At 52.3% G+C, this 24,101-nt stretch carries 26 protein-coding genes; 16 read left to right on the top strand and 10 right to left on the bottom strand.

Features of this window, described 5'->3' with window-relative positions; all coding sequences use genetic code 11:
- Positions 1-93: 93 nt before the first annotated feature.
- The 9 genes from IPH59_05610 to IPH59_05650 form a co-directional block, all read right to left on the bottom strand.
- Positions 94-1,110, bottom strand: a complete 1,017-nt coding sequence (locus tag IPH59_05610; protein MBK7091183.1) for a hypothetical protein — start codon at positions 1,108-1,110, stop codon at positions 94-96.
- Positions 1,111-1,242: 132 nt separating this feature from the next.
- Entirely contained in the window at positions 1,243-2,268 is a 1,026-nt protein-coding gene (recA, locus tag IPH59_05615; protein MBK7091184.1) for a recombinase RecA, read from the bottom strand.
- A 167-nt stretch (positions 2,269-2,435) separates the two neighbouring features.
- Complete coding sequence (thpR, locus tag IPH59_05620; GenBank protein ID MBK7091185.1) at positions 2,436-2,987, bottom strand: RNA 2',3'-cyclic phosphodiesterase; 552 nt, start codon at positions 2,985-2,987, stop codon at positions 2,436-2,438.
- 55 nt (positions 2,988-3,042) lie between these two features.
- Positions 3,043-4,278 carry a competence/damage-inducible protein A gene (locus IPH59_05625; protein ID MBK7091186.1) on the bottom strand — a complete coding sequence of 412 codons (1,236 nt, stop codon included), beginning with the start codon at positions 4,276-4,278 and terminating at the stop codon, positions 3,043-3,045.
- Positions 4,275-4,733 (bottom strand): phosphatidylglycerophosphatase A, encoded by a 459-nt coding sequence (locus IPH59_05630; protein ID MBK7091187.1) that lies wholly within the window; start codon positions 4,731-4,733, stop codon positions 4,275-4,277. The genes IPH59_05625 and IPH59_05630 overlap by 4 nt, the downstream gene beginning before the upstream one ends.
- 5 nt (positions 4,734-4,738) lie before the next feature.
- Positions 4,739-5,326 (bottom strand): CDP-diacylglycerol--glycerol-3-phosphate 3-phosphatidyltransferase, encoded by a 588-nt coding sequence (gene pgsA, locus IPH59_05635; protein ID MBK7091188.1) that lies wholly within the window; start codon positions 5,324-5,326, stop codon positions 4,739-4,741.
- A gap of 143 nt (positions 5,327-5,469) precedes the next feature.
- A complete protein-coding gene (locus IPH59_05640) occupies positions 5,470-5,715 on the bottom strand; it encodes a GNAT family N-acetyltransferase (protein MBK7091189.1) in 246 nt (81 codons plus the stop codon).
- Positions 5,645-6,055 carry a hypothetical protein gene (locus IPH59_05645; protein MBK7091190.1) on the bottom strand — a complete coding sequence of 137 codons (411 nt, stop codon included), beginning with the start codon at positions 6,053-6,055 and terminating at the stop codon, positions 5,645-5,647. The genes IPH59_05640 and IPH59_05645 overlap by 71 nt, the downstream gene beginning before the upstream one ends.
- Positions 6,003-6,140 (bottom strand): hypothetical protein, encoded by a 138-nt coding sequence (locus IPH59_05650; protein ID MBK7091191.1) that lies wholly within the window; start codon positions 6,138-6,140, stop codon positions 6,003-6,005. The genes IPH59_05645 and IPH59_05650 overlap by 53 nt, the downstream gene beginning before the upstream one ends.
- Before the next feature lie 70 nt (positions 6,141-6,210).
- Between IPH59_05650 and IPH59_05655 the strand changes: the two genes are divergently transcribed.
- From IPH59_05655 to IPH59_05705, 11 genes are all read left to right on the top strand, one after another.
- Positions 6,211-6,951 carry an SDR family oxidoreductase gene (locus IPH59_05655; protein ID MBK7091192.1) on the top strand — a complete coding sequence of 247 codons (741 nt, stop codon included), beginning with the start codon at positions 6,211-6,213 and terminating at the stop codon, positions 6,949-6,951.
- 100 nt (positions 6,952-7,051) lie between these two features.
- On the top strand, positions 7,052-7,633 hold the full coding sequence (locus IPH59_05660) for a hypothetical protein (protein MBK7091193.1): 582 nt from the start codon (positions 7,052-7,054) through the stop codon (positions 7,631-7,633).
- Positions 7,634-7,739: 106 nt separating this feature from the next.
- Positions 7,740-8,321, top strand: coding sequence for an arginine decarboxylase, pyruvoyl-dependent (locus IPH59_05665; protein ID MBK7091194.1), 582 nt, complete (start codon positions 7,740-7,742; stop codon positions 8,319-8,321).
- Between the two features lie 99 nt (positions 8,322-8,420).
- On the top strand, positions 8,421-8,624 hold the full coding sequence (locus IPH59_05670) for a hypothetical protein (GenBank protein ID MBK7091195.1): 204 nt from the start codon (positions 8,421-8,423) through the stop codon (positions 8,622-8,624).
- Positions 8,621-9,421: a glycosyltransferase gene (locus tag IPH59_05675; protein MBK7091196.1), complete on the top strand. Its 801-nt coding sequence runs from the start codon at positions 8,621-8,623 to the stop codon at positions 9,419-9,421. Before IPH59_05670 ends, IPH59_05675 begins: the two co-directional genes overlap by 4 nt.
- A 59-nt stretch (positions 9,422-9,480) precedes the next feature.
- Positions 9,481-10,458, top strand: coding sequence for a deoxyhypusine synthase family protein (locus IPH59_05680; GenBank protein ID MBK7091197.1), 978 nt, complete (start codon positions 9,481-9,483; stop codon positions 10,456-10,458).
- A 271-nt stretch (positions 10,459-10,729) separates the two neighbouring features.
- Positions 10,730-11,368 carry a regulatory protein RecX gene (locus IPH59_05685; protein ID MBK7091198.1) on the top strand — a complete coding sequence of 213 codons (639 nt, stop codon included), beginning with the start codon at positions 10,730-10,732 and terminating at the stop codon, positions 11,366-11,368.
- A gap of 122 nt (positions 11,369-11,490) precedes the next feature.
- Entirely contained in the window at positions 11,491-12,696 is a 1,206-nt protein-coding gene (gene alaS / locus IPH59_05690; GenBank protein MBK7091199.1) for an alanine--tRNA ligase, read from the top strand.
- A gap of 11 nt (positions 12,697-12,707) precedes the next feature.
- Positions 12,708-13,697: a hypothetical protein gene (locus tag IPH59_05695; GenBank protein ID MBK7091200.1), complete on the top strand. Its 990-nt coding sequence runs from the start codon at positions 12,708-12,710 to the stop codon at positions 13,695-13,697.
- A 111-nt stretch (positions 13,698-13,808) separates the two neighbouring features.
- The gene (locus tag IPH59_05700; protein ID MBK7091201.1) at positions 13,809-14,582 is read left to right on the top strand and encodes a geranylgeranylglyceryl/heptaprenylglyceryl phosphate synthase; all 774 of its coding nucleotides are present in this window, start codon (positions 13,809-13,811) and stop codon (positions 14,580-14,582) included.
- The gene (locus IPH59_05705; protein MBK7091202.1) at positions 14,569-15,150 is read left to right on the top strand and encodes an SIS domain-containing protein; all 582 of its coding nucleotides are present in this window, start codon (positions 14,569-14,571) and stop codon (positions 15,148-15,150) included. Before IPH59_05700 ends, IPH59_05705 begins: the two co-directional genes overlap by 14 nt.
- Before the next feature lies 1 nt (position 15,151).
- Here the strand turns inward: IPH59_05705 and IPH59_05710 are convergent, their stop codons facing one another.
- Complete coding sequence (locus IPH59_05710; protein MBK7091203.1) at positions 15,152-16,285, bottom strand: hypothetical protein; 1,134 nt, start codon at positions 16,283-16,285, stop codon at positions 15,152-15,154.
- A 147-nt stretch (positions 16,286-16,432) separates the two neighbouring features.
- Between IPH59_05710 and IPH59_05715 the strand changes: the two genes are divergently transcribed.
- The 5 genes from IPH59_05715 (at position 16,433) to gyrA (ending at position 23,452) form a co-directional block, all read left to right on the top strand.
- Positions 16,433-17,533: a DNA replication/repair protein RecF gene (locus IPH59_05715; GenBank protein MBK7091204.1), complete on the top strand. Its 1,101-nt coding sequence runs from the start codon at positions 16,433-16,435 to the stop codon at positions 17,531-17,533.
- Positions 17,534-17,696: 163 nt separating this feature from the next.
- Positions 17,697-17,984, top strand: a complete 288-nt coding sequence (locus IPH59_05720; protein MBK7091205.1) for a DUF721 domain-containing protein — start codon at positions 17,697-17,699, stop codon at positions 17,982-17,984.
- A 14-nt stretch (positions 17,985-17,998) separates the two neighbouring features.
- Entirely contained in the window at positions 17,999-19,942 is a 1,944-nt protein-coding gene (gyrB, locus tag IPH59_05725) for a DNA topoisomerase (ATP-hydrolyzing) subunit B (protein ID MBK7091206.1), read from the top strand.
- Between the two features lie 172 nt (positions 19,943-20,114).
- Positions 20,115-20,951, top strand: coding sequence for a hypothetical protein (locus IPH59_05730; GenBank protein MBK7091207.1), 837 nt, complete (start codon positions 20,115-20,117; stop codon positions 20,949-20,951).
- Between the two features lie 32 nt (positions 20,952-20,983).
- Positions 20,984-23,452, top strand: coding sequence for a DNA gyrase subunit A (gyrA, locus tag IPH59_05735; GenBank protein ID MBK7091208.1), 2,469 nt, complete (start codon positions 20,984-20,986; stop codon positions 23,450-23,452).
- The last annotated feature ends 649 nt before the right edge of the window (positions 23,453-24,101 follow it).

Raw genomic sequence — 24,101 nt, forward strand, 5'->3', positions numbered from 1 at the left:
TTGATGAGTGCTGTTTGAAGTTGCGACATTAGTTATACGAGCAATTGTGCAATGTTGAAAGACTCAACAAAAGACTCGTTTGGTGGTGGTGAGCTAGGGGTGGGGTGCTCTATAGTCGAGCCCTGAAACTTCAGGCTCGATAGTTTCAATGAAGTTATCCATTCCACAATGAGGACAGTCGAATCGCTTGAGAGTTAGTTCGCTATCATTGATAGAAACTTCTGAGCCGCACTTGATACATACCCTTGAGTACCTGGCAATTGACAGCAAATTCAAGAACACGATTATTGAGAGACCAACAGCCAAAACTTGGAGCGGTGTGCCCAGGAACGTCATCCAGACAATATCTGATAGGTAGTCCGGAAGAATAATATCAATCAGAAAGGAAAGCAAAAATCTGGGCTCCATTAACAGAAAGAGAAACGAAAGCTTCCACCAGCTTCCGTGAATCAGTCGAATTGAGGTTCGGAGAGACTCCAGCACTCCAGTCCGTTGAAAAACAGCTGAATACAGAAAAAAGAAAAGGTAGGACGCCAAAGCAAATCCGATAATCATCGGAAGAATTAACTGTACGACGAAGCTGACGTTGACAAACATGAACTCTGGACCGATCAACTCCTCAAGCCTGTAACCCACATCAGATAGAAAACCCCAAATCGGTCGAATCAACACTGGAATGTTCATGCCTGAGTTAAGCACGAAATCATAGATCGTGCCGGCCAAGAAGAGAGTCAGAGCGATTTTTCCCGATTGCCGCAGAATATCCGGTGGTCTTGGTAACTTGCCTTCAATCTTGGACCTGACCATCACGAGCGCAGGAGCCAGCGCGACAAACCAGAGTGCTTCGATGGCGCTTCTGGTGATCATTCCAAGCAACATTGCCAGACTATACGAGTAATCAAGATTCTTGAGAAGGACTCGCGTGATTCCGTCACGAACCATCCACAGGATCGGCGGCGCGAACAAAGCGGTGACAAGTATTTCCGGCCAACACCTTTGAAGCAGCGTACGAGTGTCGGAGAAAATGACGCGATACGACCATGTGCCTGATTTGAGCACAGCGAGATTAAGACCTGCGGGCACTGTATCTTCGACAATTGGTTCCGACACAACAAACACTCCCTTAAGAGGGCAGGACTATATAGACCAAACAAGTCGACTTGAGGCTCAGTACACCAAAGCCCACCTGAAGCAAAACACAGGCGGGCTTTGTACTTAGGTTAGCTTAATGGAAAGTCGAAGCTACTCCTCCGCCTCCTGATGCCCGTTCGTTCCCAATCCGACCTTTTCCATGATCGCGGCTTTGAGCTTCTCTTTGATTTCAGGATTGTTCTGCAAAAACGCCCTAGCATTTTCGCGTCCTTGGCCCATGCGCTCTTCACCGTAAGAGAACCACGTCCCGCTCTTTTGAATCAGATTGTGATTCGTCGCGATGTCAAGAATCTCGCCTTCGTAGTTGATACCGGTACCGAACATGATATCAAACTCCGCTTCCTTGAACGGCGGCGCGACCTTGTTCTTGACCACGCGCACCCGTACGCGGCTGCCGATCACCTCGTCGCCTTCTTTGAGCGACGAAATGCGGCGGATATCGAGGCGCACCGAAGAATAGAACTTCAGCGCATTGCCGCCTGTCGTGGTTTCCGGATTGCCGAACATCACACCGATCTTCATGCGGATCTGGTTGATGAAAATCACGCTGGTCTTCGATTTGGAGACCGTGCCGGTCAGCTTGCGCAGCGCCTGCGACATCAGACGCGCTTGCAATCCCATGTGCGAATCGCCCATTTCGCCGTCGATTTCAGCCTTGGGTACCAATGCCGCAACTGAGTCGATTACGATACAGTCGATTGCGCCGGAGCGCACCAGTGTTTCGGTGATTTCCAGCGCCTGCTCGCCTGTGTCGGGTTGGCTGATCAACAGGTTATCAGTGTCCACGCCAAGCTTCTTGGCGTACTGCGCATCGAGCGCATGTTCGGCATCGATGAATGCCGCTGTCCCGCCGGCGCGCTGGGCTTGCGCGATGATGTGCAATGCCAGCGTTGTCTTGCCGGAGGATTCCGGGCCGTACAGTTCAACCACGCGGCCGCGCGGTATTCCGCCGGTGCCGAGTGCGACATCGAGTGTGAGCGAGCCGGTCGAAATCACCGGGATACGATCAGTGGCATGAACGGCGCCGAGGCGCATAATCGAGCCCTTGCCGAACTGCTTTTCTATTTGCGATAGCGCTGCATCCAACGCCTTGGTTTTGCCGTCTGTGGCTGCCATATTGTATTTGTCCTTTCTATAATTATCAGTGGGAGATGCCCATTACAATTAGTCACCGCTTTGCTTCAAAGTCAAGCAGATGCACCAATAAAATCGCATTGGCTTCTCCCCTCGCCCGCTGGGAGAGGGGTCGGTCAGCGATCCCGATCTTATCGGGAGGGTGAGGGCTACAAACTAAACCCCGCTACATCCCGATACACTGGACCGCTGGACCGCAGCTGCGATTCGATCAGGTGAATCTCATCTACCTGAAGCGGCATCGGACCGAAGTTAGCCCTGCCGAACGCCGCCTTGACCATTTCGAGACGATCCTCTTCTTTTACCCGCCCCAATGTCAGATGCGGCGAGAACGGCCGCTTCTCAGGATCGAATCCCAACGGTGTCATGTTCGAATCAATCTTTGCAGCCAATGATGTCAATCGCTTTTGGGGATCATTTATTCCAATCCAGAATACACGGGGAGCACGCATATTCGGAAATACTCCGCATTGCTGCAGTGAGACTTCAAATGCGCCGAAACCAGATGCCGAACTTGCGACCGCCTTTTTGATGCCATCCAGCTCGTTGATTTCTGCTTCGCCGAGGAATTTCAGGGTGATGTGAATGTTATGCGGCTCGACCCATTTGACCCGGCCGGGGAGTTTGTGGAATTGTTCAAGGAAGTCCCCCACCTGATTTTGTATTTCTGTTGTGATTCTTGCGGCAACGAAGAGGCGCATAATTGACCGTGGGTCCCTTCTCCCCACCCCGAAAGTTTCGGGATCGAAGAGTCTTCTAAACGAGTTTTCGCCGGAGTATATCGAGCGCCATCATGGCTGAACGCTCGCGGATTCGCTCACGGGTGCCGAAGAGCTTCAGTTGTTCTGCCGACACGCGGTCTTGCTTGTCAGCGTACCCAACGTATACCATACCAACCGGTTTCTCGGCAGTGCCGCCGCCCGGACCGGCGACTCCGGTGACAGAGATCGCATAGTCGGCGCCAGTTAAGCGCAATACGCCCCACGCCATCGCCTCAGCGACTTCGTGACTGACCGCGCCCCTTTCCGCTAACAGATCATGCGGCACATTGAGCACTTTCTCTTTCACATTATTGGCGTAAGCCACAACTGAGCCGACAAAATACTCGGAACTCCCGGGCATATCTGTCATCATTTTGGCGATGAGTCCGCCGGTGCATGACTCGGCCGTCGCCAAGGTCTTGCCTTTGGTCTTAAGAAGCGCTCCGACCATTTCGGGCAGACTTTGTTCGCCGACTGTGAAAACATAGTCGCCAATCCGGCTGGTAATTGCCTTCGCCAAGGTGTCCGCAGCTTCGAGCGCTTCGGTTTCGTTCGGCGAGATTGAAGTAACTCGCAAATCGACGCCCTTGTAGCTGGGCAGATACGCCAGTCGTAGTTTGTCGTTGTTCGGCTCCAAATCGGCAATCACGTCCGCGATTCCGGTTTCGGTAATTCCGACAGTGCGAATTCGCCGCATAATGATATGATTTCGTCCCGGGCGTTTGGCGAGGTAGGGGATGATCGACTGGTCGAGAATTGCCTCCATCTCGGACGGCACTCCCGGAAGCGCGGCAAAAAATCGCTCGGAGTCCTGAAACACAATTCCCGGGGCCGTACCAATCGGGTTGTTGATCAGGTCAGCGCCCTGCGGTTGTAACGCCTGATTCTGCGCCAATGCCGGCATTTTCATGTTTCGCAAGCGGAATAGCTCTTCGAGTTTCTTGAGTATCTCATCCTGCAACACTAGTTTGCGGTCGAATGCCGCACAAATGGCGTTCTTGGTAATGTCATCTTTTGTCGGTCCCAAGCCGCCGGTCATGATTGTCACCGCTGATCTGTTCCAGGCTGCTGTGATTGCTTCTCTTATGTCGTCATGACGATCACCGACGGTCGTTTTGTGGACGACTTCAATACCGACGTTCGCCAGCTTGCGCGCTATGTAAGACGAATTTGAGTCAACGGTCTGGCCGGAGAGAATCTCTTCGCCGACAATAATGATTTCCGCGATCACATCCAGACTCCGAAATAGAGCAGAACTTGCAGCATAAGATTTGTATAGATGCCGCAGGCAAAGTCGTCGCCCATGATTCCCCAGCCGCGCGGAAGAGTACGCTCCCAATAGCGCGCCGGGAATGGTTTGATGATGTCCAATATCCTGAAAATGACAAATCCGGTCAGATAATATTGCCACATCACCGGGACGAAACAATACGACACCATGATACCGGCGACTTCGTCAATCACAATCGGTTTGCCGTCGTGTCCGAAGAAGTGCTCGGCTTCGGTGGCGATCCAGACCCCGAGAGCGGTCATTAGAACCGACGGGATGACCTGATACGGAATCCCCAGCGGAAACAAAAACCACGCAATCACGACACCGGGGATTGTCCCGGTCGTGCCTGGGATCGTCGGTGACAAACCGAACCCAAATCCCGTGGCCATCATTTTGATAAAGAAATTCTTCAATTCGCCTACTTCATTGTATTACGCAGAAGATAGTAGCTTCTGCGCAGGTAGTCAATTCCGGTACCGACTGTAATTACGACAGTCGCGAGCATCAGCCAAAAGATGATCTCATCGGGAATGGATGATTGGAGCCATTCCGATTCAATATTCAGCGGCGGAAGAAACGTACGCAAGTTGATAATCAGCATGATGACAGTGATGGAAGTCATCTGCAGGAAAGTCTTGATCTTGGCGGGAAGCGACGGCGTAATCAACGCTCCTCGATAGGCTGCCAGTGTCCGCAATCCCGTTATCAAGAACTCACGCAAAATGATTAGCAACACCATCCACATCTGCACGTAACCCAGTACGACAAACGCGATGAAAGCCAATGAGATGAGAATCTTATCTGCCAGCGGGTCGAAAAACTTACCGAAACTCGTCGAGATGTTGTACTTGCGAGCATAGTAGCCATCGAAGAGGTCAGTCAGAGCCGCAACAATGAAGAGTATCATTGCCCAGAATTTTGCCCAGACATCGTCAACAATGACCAGCGCCATAAACACCGGCGCGAGCACGATGCGGACCATGGTCAGGAAATTCGGAAGATTCACGCAGCTCCCTCGATTTCAGACTCCCTTCTGAAGGCCGGGATTTTCAACTTGCGTGAATGTACGATGGAAGAGCGAACGGGTCAATGAATTATCACGCGATTAGTCAGGTACCAGCAAAGACACTTGTCTTTGCTGGCAGACGTTCAAACCTGCTTGCGGACAATCGCCCGGCTTGGTGTCGGTTTCTTGACAATCTCGAAACCCGCCTGCTCGAAAGCGCTGGGAAGGCCTGTGAATGCAAATGCATCCGGCATCATTCCCTTGCGCGATATCACCGGATAGCCTTCGACCATTCTCCCGCCAGATTTCTTGACAAACTTAGCAGCGGCATCGATCAACTTGACCGCGACACCTTGACGCCGGTATTCTTTGTCGACAAAAAGACACACTATCGACCAGACCGGGAATTTCGTCGAGCGGCTTCAAAGTTCGGGCGCGCTCCAAACCGGGAAATTCCTCACGCGGCGCTACTGAGCACCAGCCGATAGCCCTGTCGCCGTCGAATGCCAGTATTCCCGGTACCGCTCCGGAGTCGACCAACTTCTTGAGTGCCCGCTTGTTGCCGTCGCCGGAGTTTGCTTTGTATTCTGAGCGCGGAATTCGCCAGAACATGCACCAGCAGCCCGCACAAGCACCGCGCTCGCCGAAGAGTTCAGTCAGCTTCTTCCACTCCGGCTTAGTCGCCGGTCGGAAGGTAATCTTGGACTTGGTTGATTTTGGTTTTGCCATAGTACAAATTATAAATATCATTCGGTTCAGCGGCGCCATCACTTTTTGCAGCGTCCAATCCGCGGCCAAGTCTCTTCGTTGACAAAGTCCCTCCATTTATGTAGATTCGGCGCGGTTATTAACATGATATTCAAGGAGGAACGACTTTGCAGAGTTTGAAAGGTAAGGTCGCTTTGGTGACGGGCGGCACCAAGGGTATTGGAAAGGCCGTGGCAATTCGCTTAGCGCAAGCAGGAGCCGATGTCGCGGTGAACTATTTTCGTAGTCGTGATGCAGCGGATGAAATGGTCGCCGAGTTAAAGGCGCTGGGCTCCGACGCTATTGCCATTCGCTCAAATGTTGGCAAACACGAGCTGCTGCATAAGATATTTGATGAGGTTCGCGAGAAGTATGGCAAACTCGATATCCTCGTTTCTAATGCTGCTCTGGGGCTTTACACCGAAGCGCTCAAAATCGACGACAAAGCTTGGGATCTTTCGATGCACACCAACGCTCAGGCATTCTTGCTTTGCGTGCAGCACTGTATCGACATGATGCCGGATGGTTCGCGAATCGTTTCGCTTTCGTCGCTTGGCTCGCATCGCTATATCAATGGATACTCGGCAATCGGCGTGTCCAAGGCTGCTGTCGAATGCCTGACTAAATATCTCGCATATGAGCTTGCCCCTAAACGCATCAATGTTAATTGCGTATCTGGCGGATTTATCGACACCGACGCCTTAAAAATCTTCCCTTCATACGATGAGATGTTCAAGGAAGTCGTTCGCCGCACGCCGTTTGGACGCGTCGGAACACCGGACGAAGTTGCCGGCGTTGTGTTCTTCTTGTGTACCGAGGACGCCCGCTGGATTACCGGCCAGACGATTATTGTCGACGGCGGATATACACTGGCTTAATCGCGTCCCGAGGGTGATATCTTTGTATAATCACCTGTGACCGAACACCTCGCCTGAAGCAGGCGAGGAGATTGATTCCACCTTGAAAGGACTTGATTCGATGTCTCAGTACTTTATTGCTCTTCGCAGAGTGTCGCTACTTGTCGCCCTGGCAATTCTTACCAGTCTTTCGTCAATGACACTTGCACAGTCTGATCCGACCCGCACGTTAGTCGAGAACTATCTTACCGCCCAACGCAGTCTCAACTGGAAGTCGGCTGCTTCGTTAATCGCTCCGGCCGATCTCGCAGCGTTTAAGAAAGACTGTCAGGCGGTTCTCTCGGGGATACCAGGACAGATTGATACCACCATTCTTCGCCCTGCTTCCTTTGGAAAGAAGGCCGCCACAGAGATCGCTTCCACCGATTCGGTAGCATACTATGCTGGGATTTATACGACGATATTTGAGCTCTACCCGGTGATGCGGGAGATGTTCACCAACGCCAATAACACAATTTTGGGTTCAGTGAATGAGGGCGATACCCTGAAACACTTCACCTGTCGCGCCAAGACAACTGCCCAGAAAGAGAAAGTCAACAACATCGAAATCATCACCCTTCAGAAAGTCGGCGGCAAATGGTATGTGATGGCCAAACGCTCGCTGGAGCAGATGGTCGGGCTCTTGCGGCGGTCTATCAGATAAGATCCTTCGGGTCGAAATTCGTATTGCATCGTCGGACAAATTTCGTATTTTCCCGCGTTGTTGCGCATCACTTAATTGAGGTTCTTCTTTTTCCAAGGAGTAAGCGTTGAACTTCGTACCTAAAAAGCTATTCCTGACGAAGGGCGTGGGCAGACACAAAGAGAAGCTCGCCTCTTTCGAGCTGGCACTTCGCGATGCCGGTATTGCCTATCTGAATCTTGTCAACGTGTCGTCGATCTTTCCCCCGCACTGCAAACTGATCACGCGTCGTGTCGGCCTTAAGTATTTTCGCCCCGGGCAAATCGGCTTCTGTGTCATGAGCCGCGATGCGACTAACGAACCAAACCGCTTGGTTTCGTCCTCGATCGGCATTGCCATGCCGAAGGACAAGTCGAAATTCGGTTATCTTTCCGAGCACCATGGTTTCGGCCAAACGCAAAAGGTCGCCGGCGACTATGCTGAAGATCTTGCCGTACAGATGTTGGCGACGACGATGGGATTGGAAATCGATCTCGACAAGTCGTGGGATCAAAACAAAGAACAGTGGAAACTCAAAGGCGAAGTCGTTTATTCGCGCAACATCACCCAGTCAGCTGAGGGTGAAAAGAATGGCATGTGGACAACGGTGATTACCGCTGCCATGCTGATTCTCAACGATGATATCGCTGAAGACGAAGACGACGAATAGATTTCAATTGAATGACCCCGATGCCCCGGTGATTTCATAAATCCAGATCACCGGTTGCGTATAAACACCGTTTCCAACGACAACAATGAGCGATTGCGAATGATGAAGGAAATTACCTGGAGACACTGGCTCGTTATAGCCCTTCTATATCTGGCGCTTCCGTATATCATCGAGACAATCAAGTCTGGCTCTTCAGCCAACGACAACACCAATGCGTCTCAACACCCGGCTTGGGTCAAGAGCTACTTCCAGTCGCGCACTGGCGGGCAATTTACTGTGGAGCGCGGAGGCTGGATTGAGTGAAACTGCTCATTCTGACTCATTGTTACCCACCGGACGGCGGACAATTCATCAAAGTTAGAGCTGACGGACTTGGTGCGACCGTGCTCAACATGGCGCGGCCATTGGGGCTGAGCAGTTTCTGGAAATTCCTCAGAAAATCAATAGCACAATCGCGCAACCACGAATTGATGGAAGCCCATTGGCTCTATCCGGCTGGACTTGCAGCGCTGATTGCCTACAAGATCACAGGAACCCCCTATCGCGTTTACTGCCACGGCACTGATGTTATTATGGCGGAACGTTCGTGGTTCTGGCGCATGGTGGCAAAAAGCATTGCCAAGAATTGCAAGGATAAGATCTGTTTCGTTTCAGCGTTTCTGGCTCGCCGTGCGGTTGTGTTTCTTCCGGCCAGCGCAAATGTCGTTATCGACCCAATGCCGGTGGACAACACCATTTTTCATAACCGTGGCGAAGAACGGACTTATGATGTTGGCTATATTGTGAAGAAGAATACCGGTCGCTATCGCGAAGCTCTCCGCGTTGTCGAGGACAATCCGCGCTCGATTCAGATCAATTTCTTCGAGCAGAAAACCCAGGAGCAGTTGGCAACGATCTTCAATCATTGTAAAGTAGTGATTCTTGCTTCCGAGAAAGAGGGCTATGGCCTGATTCTTGCCGAAGCCGCCGAATGCGGTGCAAAGATCATCGGCGTTGACGATGGCGGGATACCGGAAGTTGTCGCTAAGTATAATGGTCAGATATTCGATGGAACTGCAGCAGACTTGAAAACCAAACTAACGGCGCTACTTGCCGCGTAATGCAAGTGTGCAGCATTAATGATTCTTTGGACTATGTAATTGTTGAATAGGTGATACTAATGAGCAACGGTGAAATAACGAAATTCCTGAAACATCATTATCGGCACTTTAACTCCGCCGCCTTGATTGATGCTTCAGTGGCGTACAAACAGCATATCGCGAGCGGCGGCAAGATGCTCCTCTCGCTTGCCGGAGCGATGAGCACCGCCGAGCTCGGCATCTCACTGGCAGAGATGATCCGCCGCGATCAGGTGCATATCATAAGTTGTACCGGCGCGAACCTTGAAGAGGATTTGTTCAACTTAGTCGCTCACGACTACTACGAACGCGTCCCGCACTATCGTGATCTCACCCCGCAGGACGAAGCTGCTTTGCTCAATCGCCACATGAATCGTGTAACCGATACTTGCATCCCCGAAATGGAAGCTATGCGCCGTCTCGAAAAAGCTCTCGTCGATGAATGGACACGCGCCGACAAAGCCGGTGAGCGCTACTTCCCGCATGAGTTTATGTATCGCATCATCAAATCGGGTGTTCTAAAGCAGTATTACCAGATTGACCCGAAAGACTCCTGGATGATTGCTGCTGCCGAGAAGAATCTCCCCATGGTCGTCCCGGGCTGGGAAGATTCGACTATGGGCAATATGTACGCCGGGCACGTTATCACCGGCGACGTCAAGAATGTCCACACAGTCAAAACCGGCATTGAGTACATGACGTTTCTTGCAGAGTGGTATACGCAGACATCAAAGAAGTCCTCGATCGGCTTCTACCAGATCGGCGGCGGTATTGCGGGCGATTTCCCGATCTGTGTCGTCCCGATGCTGCATCAGGACCTGCAGCGCGATGATGTTCCGGTTTGGGGCTATTTCTGCCAGATATCTGATTCGACGACCAGCTATGGCTCATACTCCGGTGCGGTACCTAACGAGAAGATCACCTGGGGCAAGCTCGCCGTGGATACGCCGAAGTACATCATCGAGTCCGACGCTTCCATCGTCGCACCGCTGATGTTCGCCATTATCCTCGACTGGTAGTCTCGATAAGCGGTTACTTCTGACAAGTTGGTGCCTTACGGCTTATGATTGGTGACTCACTGTCATCAATCCGGCTGGTCCAGTCACCCGGTGCCATCTTGAATTCCCCTCCTGTCGAAGATCCCGCTTGTCGGAAGAGGGGTGCCTCGATCTGGTCCGAGGAACGAATGCGAATCAAGGCAGGTGAGCGTCCGTAACGAGCAGGTCGGAACGGGAATGGCCCCAAAACCCCGCACTTGCAATCTCCGCTATTCTCCCTTACATTTCTTATATGCCGCGCATCACAAAACTCGAACCGCAGGTTAAGCACCCCAGCCGCTGGTCAATCTTCGTCGACGAGCGATTCTTTGCCGGCTGTTCAGAAGAGATGATGGCTTCGTTGAACTTGCACGTCGGCGACGACCTTAGCACGCAGCGTCTCGACGAAATCCGCGAAGCTCTTGGCATGACCAAGGTTCGCGACTCGGCTCTGCGCTATCTCGCCCGCCGCAGTCGCTCTGAGTCGGAGATGCGTAAATATCTCGAACGAAAGGGATATGATTCCAGCCAAATTGACACGACGATTGCCTGGCTACAGGAGAAGAAGTATCTCGACGACACGCAGTTTGCTGAAGCTTGGGTACGCAACCGCCAACAGCTTGCCCCGCGCGGCAAACGGCGGTTGATGATGGAACTCTTTCAAAAGGGAATTGACCGCGATACTGCCACCCAGACTGTTCAGCGAGGCATTTCACCCGAAGAAGAAGCTGAAGCTGCCTACAAAGCCCTGCAATCGCGCAAGAATCGCTATCGGGGCATGGAAACACTTGAAATTAAGCAGAAAATCTATAACTTTCTTAGCTACCGTGGGTTTTCCTCCGATGCAGTGGAATCTGCTTACGAGCGATTCATAAAAGATCTGGCATCGTAGGGGCGCGGCCCAAGGTCCCGCGTTTGTCGCGAGTTCCCGCGCCCGCTGAAATGGCGCAAATCTGGACGCCTATTGAATAGAACTCTCGCAGAGAAATAGCAGAGAGCAACACAGGAGACAACTTGAAAGCATCCGAAATACGAGAAGCATTCTTAGCATACTTCGAATCCAAGGACCACAAACGCCTGCCCAGCTCGTCGCTGATTCCTCAGGATGACCCGACCTTGCTGTTTACCAATGCGGGGATGAATCAGTTCAAGGATGTCTTCCTCGGCCAGCGCAAGGTCGACTACAAACGCGCCACGACGTCGCAAAAGTGCATTCGCGCCGGCGGCAAGCACAACGACCTCGAGAATGTCGGCGAAACTGCGCGGCATCATACGTTTTTCGAAATGCTCGGCAATTTCTCCTTCGGTGATTACTTCAAGGAAGACGCTATCAAGTTCGCGTGGGAGTTTGTCCGCAAAGACCTTGGACTTGCGGCGGACCGTCTTTATGCGTCGGTGTACAACGACGATGATGAAGCCTTCGCTTTCTGGGAGAAGATCGCGCCGGAACTTAAGAACGGCCATATTTTGCGCTTCGGTGAGAAGGACAATTTCTGGTCGATGGGCGAAACCGGTCCGTGTGGGCCGTGTTCGGAGATTCATTATGATCGCGGCGAGCAGTATGGCAAAGACGCAACCGTCAACGATGACGGCGACCGCTTTATGGAAATCTGGAATCTCGTCTTCATGCAATACGACCGTGACGCCACCGGCAAAATGACGCCACTGCCAAAACCATCGGTCGATACCGGCGCCGGGTTGGAGCGCATCGCGATGGTGATGCAGAAGGTCAATTCGAACTACGACACCGACCTGTTCACACCAATGTTGAGTGCCATCGTTGACCTTACCGGCAAAGAGTATCATCAAGACAAGCGCGGTCTCTCGCACCGCGTAGTCGCTGACCATATCCGCGCATTGACTTTCGCCATCGCTGACGGCGGAATTCCATCCAACGACGGTCGCGGGTATGTATTGCGCAGAATTCTTCGTCGTGCCGCTCGACACGGCAGACTGCTCGGCAAACACGATCCGTTTATTTACAAGCTCACGTCGGTCCTTGTCGATTCGATGGGCCATCAGTTCCCGGAGATCAAGTCACAGGCCGAGCACGTTGCGCTGGTGATCAAGTCCGAAGAAGAGAGCTTTGGTGAAACCCTCGATCGTGGTATTGAGATTTTTGACAAGATCGTCGAGCGCCTCAAGAAGCAGAATAAGAACACCATTCCCGGCGACGAAGTATTTTGGAGATACAATCATTCACCTGATTTCATCTTCTGATCCTCTTCCAATTGGTCGAAGTCACCGCCCGCGTCGACGGCGTCCGTCAAAAACACACCCAGCGCAATCATACAGCTACGCACTTGCTTCACAAAGCACTGCGCACTGTACTTGGCGACCACGTCCAACAGAAGGGCTCACTCGTCGACCCGCACAAACTGCGTTTCGATTTCTCGCATTTCAAAGCTTTGAGCGAGGATGAGATCAAAGAAATCGAACGCCTCGTCAATGAGCAAATTCTGCTTAATCGCAAAGTCACTTGGAAAAATTATCCAATCGAAGAAGCCAAGAAACTCGGCGCAATGGCACTCTTCGGCGAGAAGTACGGCGATATCGTGCGCATGGTCGAAGTCGACGGCTACTCCCGCGAACTCTGCGGCGGCACCCATGTGCAAGCCACCGGCGAGATTGGATTGTTCATCATCACCGCTGAAACAGCGATCGCTGCAGGAATTCGCCGTATCGAAGCCTTCACCGGCGACGGCGCTTTCAAATATCTTCGCGGCGTGAAAGAACGTCTCGATGCGACGGCACAAATTCTCAAACAGCCTGAGGACAAGATCGTCACCCGTGTAGAGGAACTGCTCGAAGAGTCGAAACGCCTCAAGAAGGAACTCGAAAAGACTCAGGCAGAATCGGCTTCCGGTGAAATTGAAGGTCTGTTCAAATCGAAGGCCGTCGATATCAAAGGCGTGAAAGTGCTCATGCACACGTTCGACACCAAGGACCAGCTCAATACGTTTGCTGACTACACAAAATCGCTGAATTATCCAGCGTCAGGAGTCTTCTACAATCCGGCCGGGCAATATGCGATAACGGCGTCAGATGCAGCAATCAAATTGGGATTGCAGCCGCGCGAGATCATCAAGGACGTCAACACGAGTCTTGGCGGACGCGGGGGCGGACGCGAATACTTCGTCCAGGGCGCAACTACACAGACCATAGACGAAGCCAAAATCAAGGCAACAATCTTGCCTTTGATCGAAAAGTCAATTAAGTAGACGCGGATTAAGTGGCGCGCTAGAGAACCAAGGATCAGGTCCTCAACTTTCCCCTCTCCCTCCGGGAGAGGGGAAGGGGTGAGGGCCTTAAATGAGGACCATTTGACCAAAATTCTCGACCATCTACTCAACGTCGCCCATACCAGAGGCGCCGGATTTTTGACCCTCATCGATCCGAATGAGCATCCGAAATCGCGGCTGATCGACAACGCCCAGCATGCCGAGGCCGGCGGCGCTGATGCACTTCTGATTGGCGGGTCGTTGGTGTTGACTTCGCGCATGGAAGAGGTCCTCCGCGAGATCAAACAGCGCGTCACGATTCCGTTGATCATTTTTCCCGGCGGAGCCAGCCAGGTTTGTCGCTATGCTGACGCCATCTTGTTTACGTCATTGCTATCGGGACGCAATCCTGAGTTTCTTGTCGGCGAGCAAGTCAAGGGCGCGCCCTTAGTCAAGGAATTTGGTCTGGAGGCGATTCCAGCGGCTTATCTGCTGATCGAATCTGGCACGCGCACATCGGTCGAATATCTTTCTCACACACATCCAATTCCGCGCAATAAACCCGACATCGCCAAAGTCCATGCGCTCGCGGCAAAGTATATGGGTATGAAATTGGTTTATCTCGAGGCGGGCTCTGGCGCCATTCACTCTGTGCCGGAGGATATGATCACTGCTACTCGCGACTACGCCTCGCTGCCGATAATCTGCGGCGGCGGAATCAAGCACCCTGAGGACGCTGGACGCAAAGTCGCTGCCGGCGCCAGTTTTGTCGTCATTGGAAATCGTTTCGAGGAAAGCAATCCGCTATCGCTTTTCGTGGAATTCGCGGAGGCAATTCATCAGAAATCAACCGCATTTGTAGACAGGTCACATGACAAGACGTAATCAGATTATTGCCGATGCAGTCAGCGATTCGTTGGCACTTCGTTATGTAGCGAGTGAAGAACGCTCCAAGTGGCTGCTCGCGGCTTCGGAAAAACTTGCCGAGGCTCTCAATCAAGGCAAGAAAGTTCTGATTGCCGGTAATGGCGGATCAGCCGCCGACTGCCAGCACTTTGCCGCCGAATTCGTGGTGCGATTGACATCAGACAACAATCGCCGTGCCTTGCCAGCTATCGCGCTGACGACTGATACTTCGATACTGACAGCAGCATCGAATGATTACGGTTTCGATTATATCTTCAGTCGCCAGGTCGAAGCGCTTGGAGTAAGCGGAGACGTGTTTATCGGGCTGTCGACATCCGGCAAATCGAAGAATATCCTTGAGGCATTTCGTGTCGCCAAATCACGCGGGCTAACCACATTTGGACTCTTTGGCCAAGCGGGATTGGCAGAACCGGAACTATGCGACTTGCCTCTTAACGTGCCAGCGACAACCACGATGCGCATTCAGGAAGAGCACATTTTTGCGCTTCACTTATTGGCGCTTCTCACCGAGTCGTTGGTACAATAACCTAACAGCTACTGCATGGCGCTGGACCGCCGCCGAAGATGTGATTTATCACGTAAACGGCATCGGAGATGCTGATACCGCCGCTGCAATTGGCATCGCCGGCTGACAGCGGATGTGGTGCCGGTCCTCCTCCGAAGATGTAACTGATCACGAAGACGGCATCAGAGATTGAGATGCCACCGGAACCGTTGGCATCGCCGCAAACCGCGGTGCAGCCAACTCCCTTCGCACCTAATAGAATCCCGCACGCGTTGTTTTCAGGAGCGTTTGGCGAAGTGCTGTAAACTCCCCAATTACCTGATGCGACGTCGCAATATTGCGGGTCTTCGGAGATATTATTTTGAAATCCAGTTAGATCCGTCGAGTCCTCCGTCCAGTAGTTGCTTCCGTTGTCCCAGACGTTGTTGCACGACACCAGCAGTTTTCTTTGATCGAATATCGTTAGATAAGTGAACTCAATTCCAGTTTTGCAGCCTGAAATGGAGTTCGCGCGGATGATCGGTATTGATTTGTGCATTCGATAGCGTATACCGGTGTTGAATTGCGCCCCAACAGCGCTGATAAATGTGTTGTTCTCGATAGTGCCATTGACCCCGCCATTGGCAAAAGCCTGTTCGTCGAGGTTGATTCCCCACAGTATAGTCTCGAATATGTTGTTGCGGATGTCCGGAGTGATGGGACCCTCTTCAAACGGGATGTATCCATCGATTCCGTAGTAGCATTCCGTTATGTAATTTGATTTCACTGAGACCGAGGAATTTCCGTCGTACAATATCGCTGTTTCTCCGTCACGAATCGTAAACCCTTCAATTAGGGCCGTCGCTGCCGTTACAATTGCCGTTGCACCGTTACCGTCGATGACGGTAGTTTCGAATCCTGAACCGACGATCGCGATTTGGTCTTCCATCACGATGCTGCCGGTATAAGTACCAGGCAGCGCAAACACGGTATCGCCGGTTGAAGCTTCGGCAATTCCTTTGGGAATCGTCCGGTATGGCGACGCAATTGTCCCGTTACCACTGGTGTCGTTTCCTCCCGGCGAGACATACACTTTCGTCGCATAGGCGGTGCTCATTGCCGTGGTGAAGACAAAAGTGAAAACTGCGAAGTATCTCCCGATCATCCGTGGACGCATAGTTCCTCCATGTTGGCGTGATAGCAATCACTCTAATTAAACACCAATTGAGATTGAAAAATCGAAATTGGGTGGCAGATTCTGTAACACCGTCTTGGACTTTGCGAATATGATTGCAATTTCCTTAGTATTCTACATTTTGAAAATATGCACATCACCCGCGTCAAATTGGTCAATTTCCGCAATATCGCTGACTTAGAATTCTCACCGGAGCCTTCGGTCAATCTCATCGGCGGACCCAATGGCGCCGGGAAGACCTCCATAATCGAAGCCATATTCTTCGGCTGCACTGCCCGGTCATTTCGCTCGGCAAGCGACGAGGTTCTACTGCGTAAAGGGGCAGACGTTTGCCGCATCGAGATTGATGGTGTGGTCAACGAACGCGAAACGACTGTCGAAATCGCCTGGGGACGCGCCCACAAACGCCAGATCAAGGTCGACGGCATCAAGTTGACGCGCGTCGCCGACTTGTTCGACTATTTCCACGCCGTTTCCTACATCCCCGAAGACACGGAATTGGTCTACGGAGCTCCCTCGGTACGTCGCCATTTGCTGGATCTGTATCTTTCCCAAGCAGACAGATCATATCTCAATGACTTGTTCGAATACAATCGCATCCTCGCCCAACGCAACTCGTTGTTAAAGGAGTTCGAGATCGGCGAGGATTCTCCCACCGACTATGAGATGCTGGATGTCTGGGACGGCCAACTCGCCGGTGTGGGTGCTCGAATAAACGCCAAGCGCATTGGCATGATTGCCGACTCAGCCGAGCAATTGGCGCTATATTACCGCACGATTGAAGCCGGCGATAGCATCCTCTCCTGGAAGTATGAATCTTCCATCAATGACGACCCATCGTCGGCGACTGCGTTTCAACAGAAGCTTGTCTCATCGCGCCGCCGCGACCTCTATATGGGTTCGACGTCGGCAGGGCCACACCGCGACGATGTCAGCATCAATCTCAATTCTGAGCCGATGCGCGGTTATGCCTCGCAGGGAGAAGCCAAATCGGCGGCTCTGGCGATTAAATTCGCCATTTATGGATTCTTAACCAAACGATTGCACGGAGCGCCGATACTGCTTCTCGACGAAATCTCCAGCGATCTCGACCCAAACCGGCTTGCTTCATTGATGAGCACCTTGCCGAAACTTGGGCAAGTTTTTCTCACTACCGCCAAACCGGCCGAACTGCGGGAGACCGCATCAATACAGGCTGAAATCGCTGTTGTTGCAGGTAAGTTACAATAAGCCGACAGTTGCAAACATCAAACATGGACTTCGTGGAACGCTTTTGCAATTCATTGAACGACAACGCGTTACAAAGACAAAAAAGCGCTTCCGGCGGGAGTTTTATCTTGCTTGTTGAGGTTACAAAATCGTATATTAATAGCTTATTTAGCGGTGGGAATTGATGTTACGGCGCGCAGAATCTATCAACAAAGTCCTGAAACGGACAATCACAAATCTCGGTTTGGACCGCAAAATCCGCGAGTTCGACGCCGTTCGCTTGTTCGCGGAAGTTGTTGGAGAGAAGATCGCGCAAAAGGCACAGGCAGTGAAGATTGATCGCGGCACGCTCACGGTGCGTGTGGCATCGTCGGCGTGGCGACAGGAACTCAACTACACCAAAGCTGAAATGATCGACAAAATCAACGCCGCATTAGGCGACAATATCGTTACTGATATCTATTTTACTTAAGATAAGAGGAAGCAATGGCCGAAATCGACGAACTTGATCCCAAAGCCAAAGACGGCTCTAACTATGATGCCAAGACTATTCAGGTGCTCAAAGGTCTCGAGGCTGTTCGCAAACGCCCGGCGATGTACATCGGCGATACCGGAGCGCGTGGACTGCATCACCTCGTCTACGAAGTTGTAGATAACTCAGTTGACGAAGCACTCGCTGGCTATTGCGACCTGATCAAAGTCGCCATCACCAAAGAAAACACCATCATCGTCGAAGACAATGGCCGCGGCATTCCGGTTGATATGCATCCGACGCAGAAGCGCCCCGCGCTCGAAGTAGTCATGACGATTCTTCACGCCGGCGGCAAGTTCTCGCACGATTCATACAAAGTTTCCGGCGGTCTTCACGGCGTCGGCGTCAGCGTGGTGAACGCACTTTCAGAGTGGTGCAAGGTCGAAGTCAGCCGCGATAACAATATCTATTTCCAGGAATATCATATCGGTGTTCCGGCCGGCGACATGTCAATCATCGGCAAGTCCAAGAAGAACGGCACCAAGACGCATTTCAAACCAGACAAAGAAATCTTCAAGAAGGTTGAATTCTCCTATGACGTCCTCGCCGGACGCATGCGCGAATTGGCGTTTCTAAATAAGGGACTGCGCATCGAGATCACCGACGAACGCACCGACAAGACTGAAGTCTTCCACTACAAGGGCGGTATCGTCGCGTTCGTGCAATATCTCAACGAGAATAAGGTCACAGTCCACAATAAGCGCTACTACTGCGAGAAAGAGCGCGACGGCGTCACTGTCGAGGTTGCTCTGCAGTACAATGACTCCTATGTCGACAACGTGTTCTCCTTCGTCAACAATATCAACACCGTCGAGGGCGGCACGCACATGGTCGGTTTCAAGACCGCGTTGACCCGTACCATCAACAACTACATGACCAAGAACAACCTGTTCAAGTCGGGCAAGGATAATATCGACTCGCTTACCGGCGACGACGTCCGTGAAGGTTTGACGGCAGTTGTTTCCGTCAAAGTTCCTGATCCGCAGTTCGAAGGTCAGACCAAGACAAAGCTCGGTAACTCCGAAGTTAAAGGCATAGTCGAATCGGTCGTTGGTGAAACGCTTTCCGAATGGCTCGAAGAGAACCCGACCGACGGCAAAAAGATCGCCGACAAAGGTCTCGGCGCAGCTTACACCAGAGAGGCTTCACGCAAAGCCAAGGACCTTGCCCGTCGCAAGACCGCTCTCGATTCGGGACGCTTGCCCGGCAAATTGGCAGACTGTTCATCGCGCGATCCCGAGCAGTGCGAGATCTACATCGTCGAGGGCGACTCGGCAGGTGGCTCCGCCAAACAAGGCCGCGACCGCCGTACGCAGGCGATTCTCCCGATCAAGGGTAAGATTCTCAACGTCGAAAAAGCGCGCCTCGATAAGATTCTGTCCAACGACGAAATTCGTTCGATCATCACCGCGCTCGGCGTCGGTTTCGGCGACGAAGAATTTGACATCGCCAAATTGCGCTATCACAAAGTCATCATCATGACCGACGCGGACATCGACGGCTCGCATATCAAGACCTTGCTTTTGACCTTCTTCTTCCGTCACATGAAGAACTTGGTCGAACGCGGATATATCTACATCGCCCAGCCGCCGCTGTATCGTCTTAAGACCGCCAAGAAAGAGGTCTACGCCTACTCTGACGAAGAGCGCGACCGTTTGCTTGATCAAAGCGGCCGCAAGGGCGTGTCGATCCAGCGCTACAAAGGTCTTGGCGAAATGAATCCGGACCAGTTGTGGAACACGACGATGAATATCGAAACGCGTACGCTGCTTTTGGTGACACTTGAAGATGCCGCCAGCGCAGATCATATTTTCTCGATGCTGATGGGCGAGGAAGTCGAATCCCGCCGCAAATTCATCGAGGACAACGCCAAGTACGTGAAGAATCTGGATATATAGAAAGTTTCAATGTGGGTTCGACTTCAGTCGAACATCCTGCCACAAGCGGGACGAGTTTTCGTAGGGGCGTGGTTTGCGCGCCCGGGTTTATTCCCCTCTTGAGAGGGGTGGCTCCGAGCCGAAGAATGAGGCTCGGAGACGGGGTGTGTAGTTTCGAAATGGATGTCTACAGATGAAAAGCGCAAACATGTTCGCAACATTTTTAAGAAGTCTCTTCCTTATGGCCTTCATGACTTCGATGCTGAGCGCTTCTGAAGTCCCAACATCGACTGCTTGGTCAGCCGACACTTTGAGAATTGTTTGCAGCAATCTGTTCGCTGTCGAAAGGACGGAGCGCGGTGGCTTCAACACGCTTGTTTCGATGCCTGAGGAGGGCAACCTCTTATATTCCCTTGCCCAGAAACACGAGTTGTTTCTAGATTATCTAGTGGATCATTGCGGATTCGATATCTCTACACTCCCCAATACGGAGGATAGTATCGAACTCAATCGCGCATTTCGTGAACGTCTTCAAGGCCATTCTGAGTTCAACGCGTGCCTGCTGCCGGTGCTGACAGGTTACCTAAAGAAGCAAGGTATCACCGTTAGAGATGTTGCCGCAACAACTCTAGACACTTCGGCTTGGACATGGGCGGAGGTTATGCCCTTGGCATCGCGATTTGTGTACATCGATGGGCGGGATAGTGCACGACAATTGCAGACACATGTCTGCACAGGTGAAAACGGCGTAGTCGCATATAGCGAGCGCAAAAACGTCTGGGTCGAGGCGATGGTCTTTGAGGCAATCATGAATGATCTGTTTAGCGAGGACTCACAAATCTACCCTGAATTTCTGAGTTTTGCAAAGTCGGTAAATCTGGTCGCCACGAGTGACGATTCTACTACTGCCGTTCTCCAGGTGCGAGAAGCGATGTTTGGACTTGTCGAAAAGAGCGCAGTATTCAAGAATGTTATCAACGAAGCATATACGAATATGAGCTACTTAATACCGCTGAAAATCAGTGAATAGGAATTTGTCTTTCATTGGAGATATAAATAACCATGGTACTTAACCGCGAAAATCTAATTTCGGTCTATCTCGAAGAGGAGATGAAATCCTCCTACCTCGACTATTCCATGTCCGTCATCACATCGCGCGCACTGCCCGATGTCCGCGACGGCCTCAAACCATCCAATCGCCGCATCCTGATTGCGATGAACGACCTCAACCTCGCCCCCGATCGCCCGCATCGTAAATGCGCCAAGATCTGCGGCGACACCTCGGGTAACTACCACCCGCACGGCGAACAGGTCGTTTATCCCACGCTGGTGCGTATGGCGCAGGATTTCAACATGCGCTACCCGCTCGTCGACGGCCAGGGCAACTTCGGCTCGGTCGACGGCGACGACGCCGCCGCCATGCGATACACCGAAGCGCGCCTCACGCCGATTGCGATGGAGATGCTCGCCGATCTCGAAAAAGACACTGTCGATTTCATGCCCAACTATGACGAGACTTTGCGCGAGCCGAGAGTGCTTCCCGCGAAGTTCCCGAACCTGCTCTGCAATGGTTCATCGGGTATCGCTGTCGGTATGGCGACCAACATCCCGCCGCACAACTTGCGCGAAATCGTCGACGCACTGGTGGCGGTGATCGACAATCCGGCAATCGACACTGAAGTTCTTCTCAAATACGTCTCCGGTCCCGATTTCCCGACCGGCGGCATCATCTACGGCCGCGACGGCATCCGCGATGCCTATCGCACCGGCCGTGGACGCATCAATGTCCGCGCCAAAGCCAATGTCGAGAAACTCAAGAACGGTAAAGAACAAATCGTCGTTTCCGAAATTCCCTATCAGGTCAACAAATCCAACCTGATCGAAAAGATCGCCGACCTCGTCCGCAACAAGATCGTCGAAGACATCTCCGACCTGCGCGACGAATCCGATCGCGACGGCATGCGCATCGTCATCGAACTTAAACGCGATGTCCAACCGCAGATCGTGCTCAACCAGCTCTTCAAGCACACGCAGATGCAATCGACATTCGGCGTGATCATGATCTCGCTCGTCGACGGCGCACCAAAAGTATTGCCGCTTCGCTCGATGCTCGAAGAGTTCATCAAGCACCGCCACGAAGTCGTCATCAGACGCGCCAAGTTCGATCTCAAGAAAGCCGAAGACCGCGCCCATATCCTCGAAGGACTGCGCATCGCGCTCGATCATATCGACGCTGTCATCGCGACGATTCGCTCTTCCAAGACTGTTCCGGAAGCCAAAGATAATTTGATGTCGCGCTTCAGGCTTTCCGAAATTCAGGCGCAGGCAATTCTGGAAATGCGCCTCCAGCGCCTCACCGGACTCGAACGCCAGAAGATCGAAGACGAGTACCGCGACCTCATCCAGCAGATCGAATATCTCAAATCCGTCCTCGCCAGTCAGGATATGCGCATGCAGATCATCAAGACTGAACTGATTGAGATGAAGGACAAGTACGGCGACGAGCGCCGCACCGAGATCGTCGACGCCGAGGAAGAAATCTCCATCGAAGATCTCATCGCCGAAGAGGACATGGTCATCACCATCAGCCATCAGGGCTACATCAAGCGCCTCTCAACCTCTGCCTACCGCAAACAAAATCGCGGCGGCCGCGGCGTGAAGGGAATTGATGTCAAGGAAGAAGATTTCGTCGAGCATCTGTTCATCGCCTCGACGCACGACTACATTCTCTTCTTCTCGACCAAGGGCAAAGCCTATTGGATCAAAGTCCACGAGGTCCCCACCGGCGGCAAACTCGCCAAAGGCAAACCGGTCGTCAACATGGTTGATCTTTCCGAAGGCGAAAAGATCTGCGCCTTCCAGCCGGTGCGCAGTTTTGAAGAAGGCAAATTCGTCGTCATGGCGACCCGCAACGGCGTCATCAAGAAGACCGACCTGTCGGCATTCTCGAATCCGCGCCGCGACGGCATCAAAGCCATCGACATCCCGGATGACGACATTCTCATCGAGGTCGACATCTCCGACGGCAACCACGACATCATTCTCGCCACCCACGAGGGCCAGGCGATTCGCTTCGAGGAAAACAAGGTCCGCGCCATGGGCCGCACGGCTTACGGTGTCAAGGGCATTGAGCTCGAGAAGAAGGACTACGTCGTCGGCATGATCGTGGTCAAACGCGACACGTCGATTCTGACCGTCTCCGAACTCGGCTTCGGCAAGCGCTCCGAAATCTCGGAATACCGCGTCACCAACCGTGGCGGCAAGGGCATCATCAACATGAAGACGACCGACAAGACCGGCAACGTAATCGCCGTCAAGGAAGTTGTCGATCAGGACGGTTTGATGATCATCACCGAGAAGGGCATTGTCATTCGTCAGGACATCAAGTCGATTCGCGTGATTGGCCGCGCCACCCAAGGCGTCAAGCTGATCAATCTCGAATCCGGCGACCGTGTCACTGATGTCGCCCGCATCATCGCCGAAGACGACGAACCCGGCGACAATGGCGACCAAGCCGAACTGGAAGTGTAGTTAGTTCTTACACGGGCGCTCTTCACCGGGCGCCCGTTTTGATTCATAGTGTAGATTCTACGCCCTGTAATTCCCGCCAAGGGTCCCTTTGGGACGAAAGCGGCTGCCGAAGGCGTCCAGGTTTGTAGGGGCGCGGTATCCGCGCCCGAATTGGGGTAACAAGAAATGTCTGACGCACTTGATTTCTTACAACCAATCATTGAACACCAATACGCCAAAGAATGGCGGGATTACAAAATGCGGGGCACAATCTTGGTGCTCCTCTTTATAGGCTATCTTCCCTTTGGGATTCTTATCGATTTCACATGGCTGACTTGTTCTTAGGTAGTCAATCAGATTTATTCAAGAGGCGATAAGGCTGCTTTCAGTTGGATACTGACCTTTTGGCATCGCTAAGGCTGGCACAATTGAAGGAGCAGGTCGAGCACTACTAGCGTTAGCCCAAATTCTTAAAGCTACAATTGAGGGCCGACCGATCGATACGTCAGCAATTAACAACAAGGAACTAGGAGAGTTACGTCCTGTCATCGATTTTACTCTATCCTACAACCACGATATTCAAATGCTATCGCAGGAAATGTTCACGGAACTGAATGGCTGCTACGGCGATATTTTGACCCCTTCTAGACCGCCGTCAGATTGAGCTACA

The organism is bacterium, from assembly GCA_016708315.1.
In the GTDB taxonomy this organism is placed as follows: Bacteria; Zixibacteria; MSB-5A5; order CAIYYT01; family CAIYYT01; genus JADJGC01.

What these genes read in the sequence shown, in the direction of transcription:
- recA (MBK7091184.1), bottom strand. Translation starts at nt 2,268, where the DNA reads ATGGCAGCCACAGACGGCAAAACCAAGGCGTTGGATGCAGCGCTATCG.
- thpR (MBK7091185.1), bottom strand. Translation starts at nt 2,987, where the DNA reads ATGCGCCTCTTCGTTGCCGCAAGAATCACAACAGAAATACAAAATCAG.
- IPH59_05645 (MBK7091190.1), bottom strand. Translation starts at nt 6,055, where the DNA reads ATGGCAAAACCAAAATCAACCAAGTCCAAGATTACCTTCCGACCGGCG.
- IPH59_05660 (MBK7091193.1), top strand. Translation starts at nt 7,052, where the DNA reads ATGTCTCAGTACTTTATTGCTCTTCGCAGAGTGTCGCTACTTGTCGCC.
- IPH59_05670 (MBK7091195.1), top strand. Translation starts at nt 8,421, where the DNA reads ATGATGAAGGAAATTACCTGGAGACACTGGCTCGTTATAGCCCTTCTA.
- IPH59_05680 (MBK7091197.1), top strand. Translation starts at nt 9,481, where the DNA reads ATGAGCAACGGTGAAATAACGAAATTCCTGAAACATCATTATCGGCAC.
- IPH59_05685 (MBK7091198.1), top strand. Translation starts at nt 10,730, where the DNA reads ATGCCGCGCATCACAAAACTCGAACCGCAGGTTAAGCACCCCAGCCGC.
- IPH59_05705 (MBK7091202.1), top strand. Translation starts at nt 14,569, where the DNA reads ATGACAAGACGTAATCAGATTATTGCCGATGCAGTCAGCGATTCGTTG.
- IPH59_05710 (MBK7091203.1), bottom strand. Translation starts at nt 16,285, where the DNA reads ATGCGTCCACGGATGATCGGGAGATACTTCGCAGTTTTCACTTTTGTC.
- IPH59_05715 (MBK7091204.1), top strand. Translation starts at nt 16,433, where the DNA reads ATGCACATCACCCGCGTCAAATTGGTCAATTTCCGCAATATCGCTGAC.
- IPH59_05720 (MBK7091205.1), top strand. Translation starts at nt 17,697, where the DNA reads ATGTTACGGCGCGCAGAATCTATCAACAAAGTCCTGAAACGGACAATC.
- gyrB (MBK7091206.1), top strand. Translation starts at nt 17,999, where the DNA reads ATGGCCGAAATCGACGAACTTGATCCCAAAGCCAAAGACGGCTCTAAC.
- IPH59_05730 (MBK7091207.1), top strand. Translation starts at nt 20,115, where the DNA reads ATGAAAAGCGCAAACATGTTCGCAACATTTTTAAGAAGTCTCTTCCTT.
- gyrA (MBK7091208.1), top strand. Translation starts at nt 20,984, where the DNA reads ATGGTACTTAACCGCGAAAATCTAATTTCGGTCTATCTCGAAGAGGAG.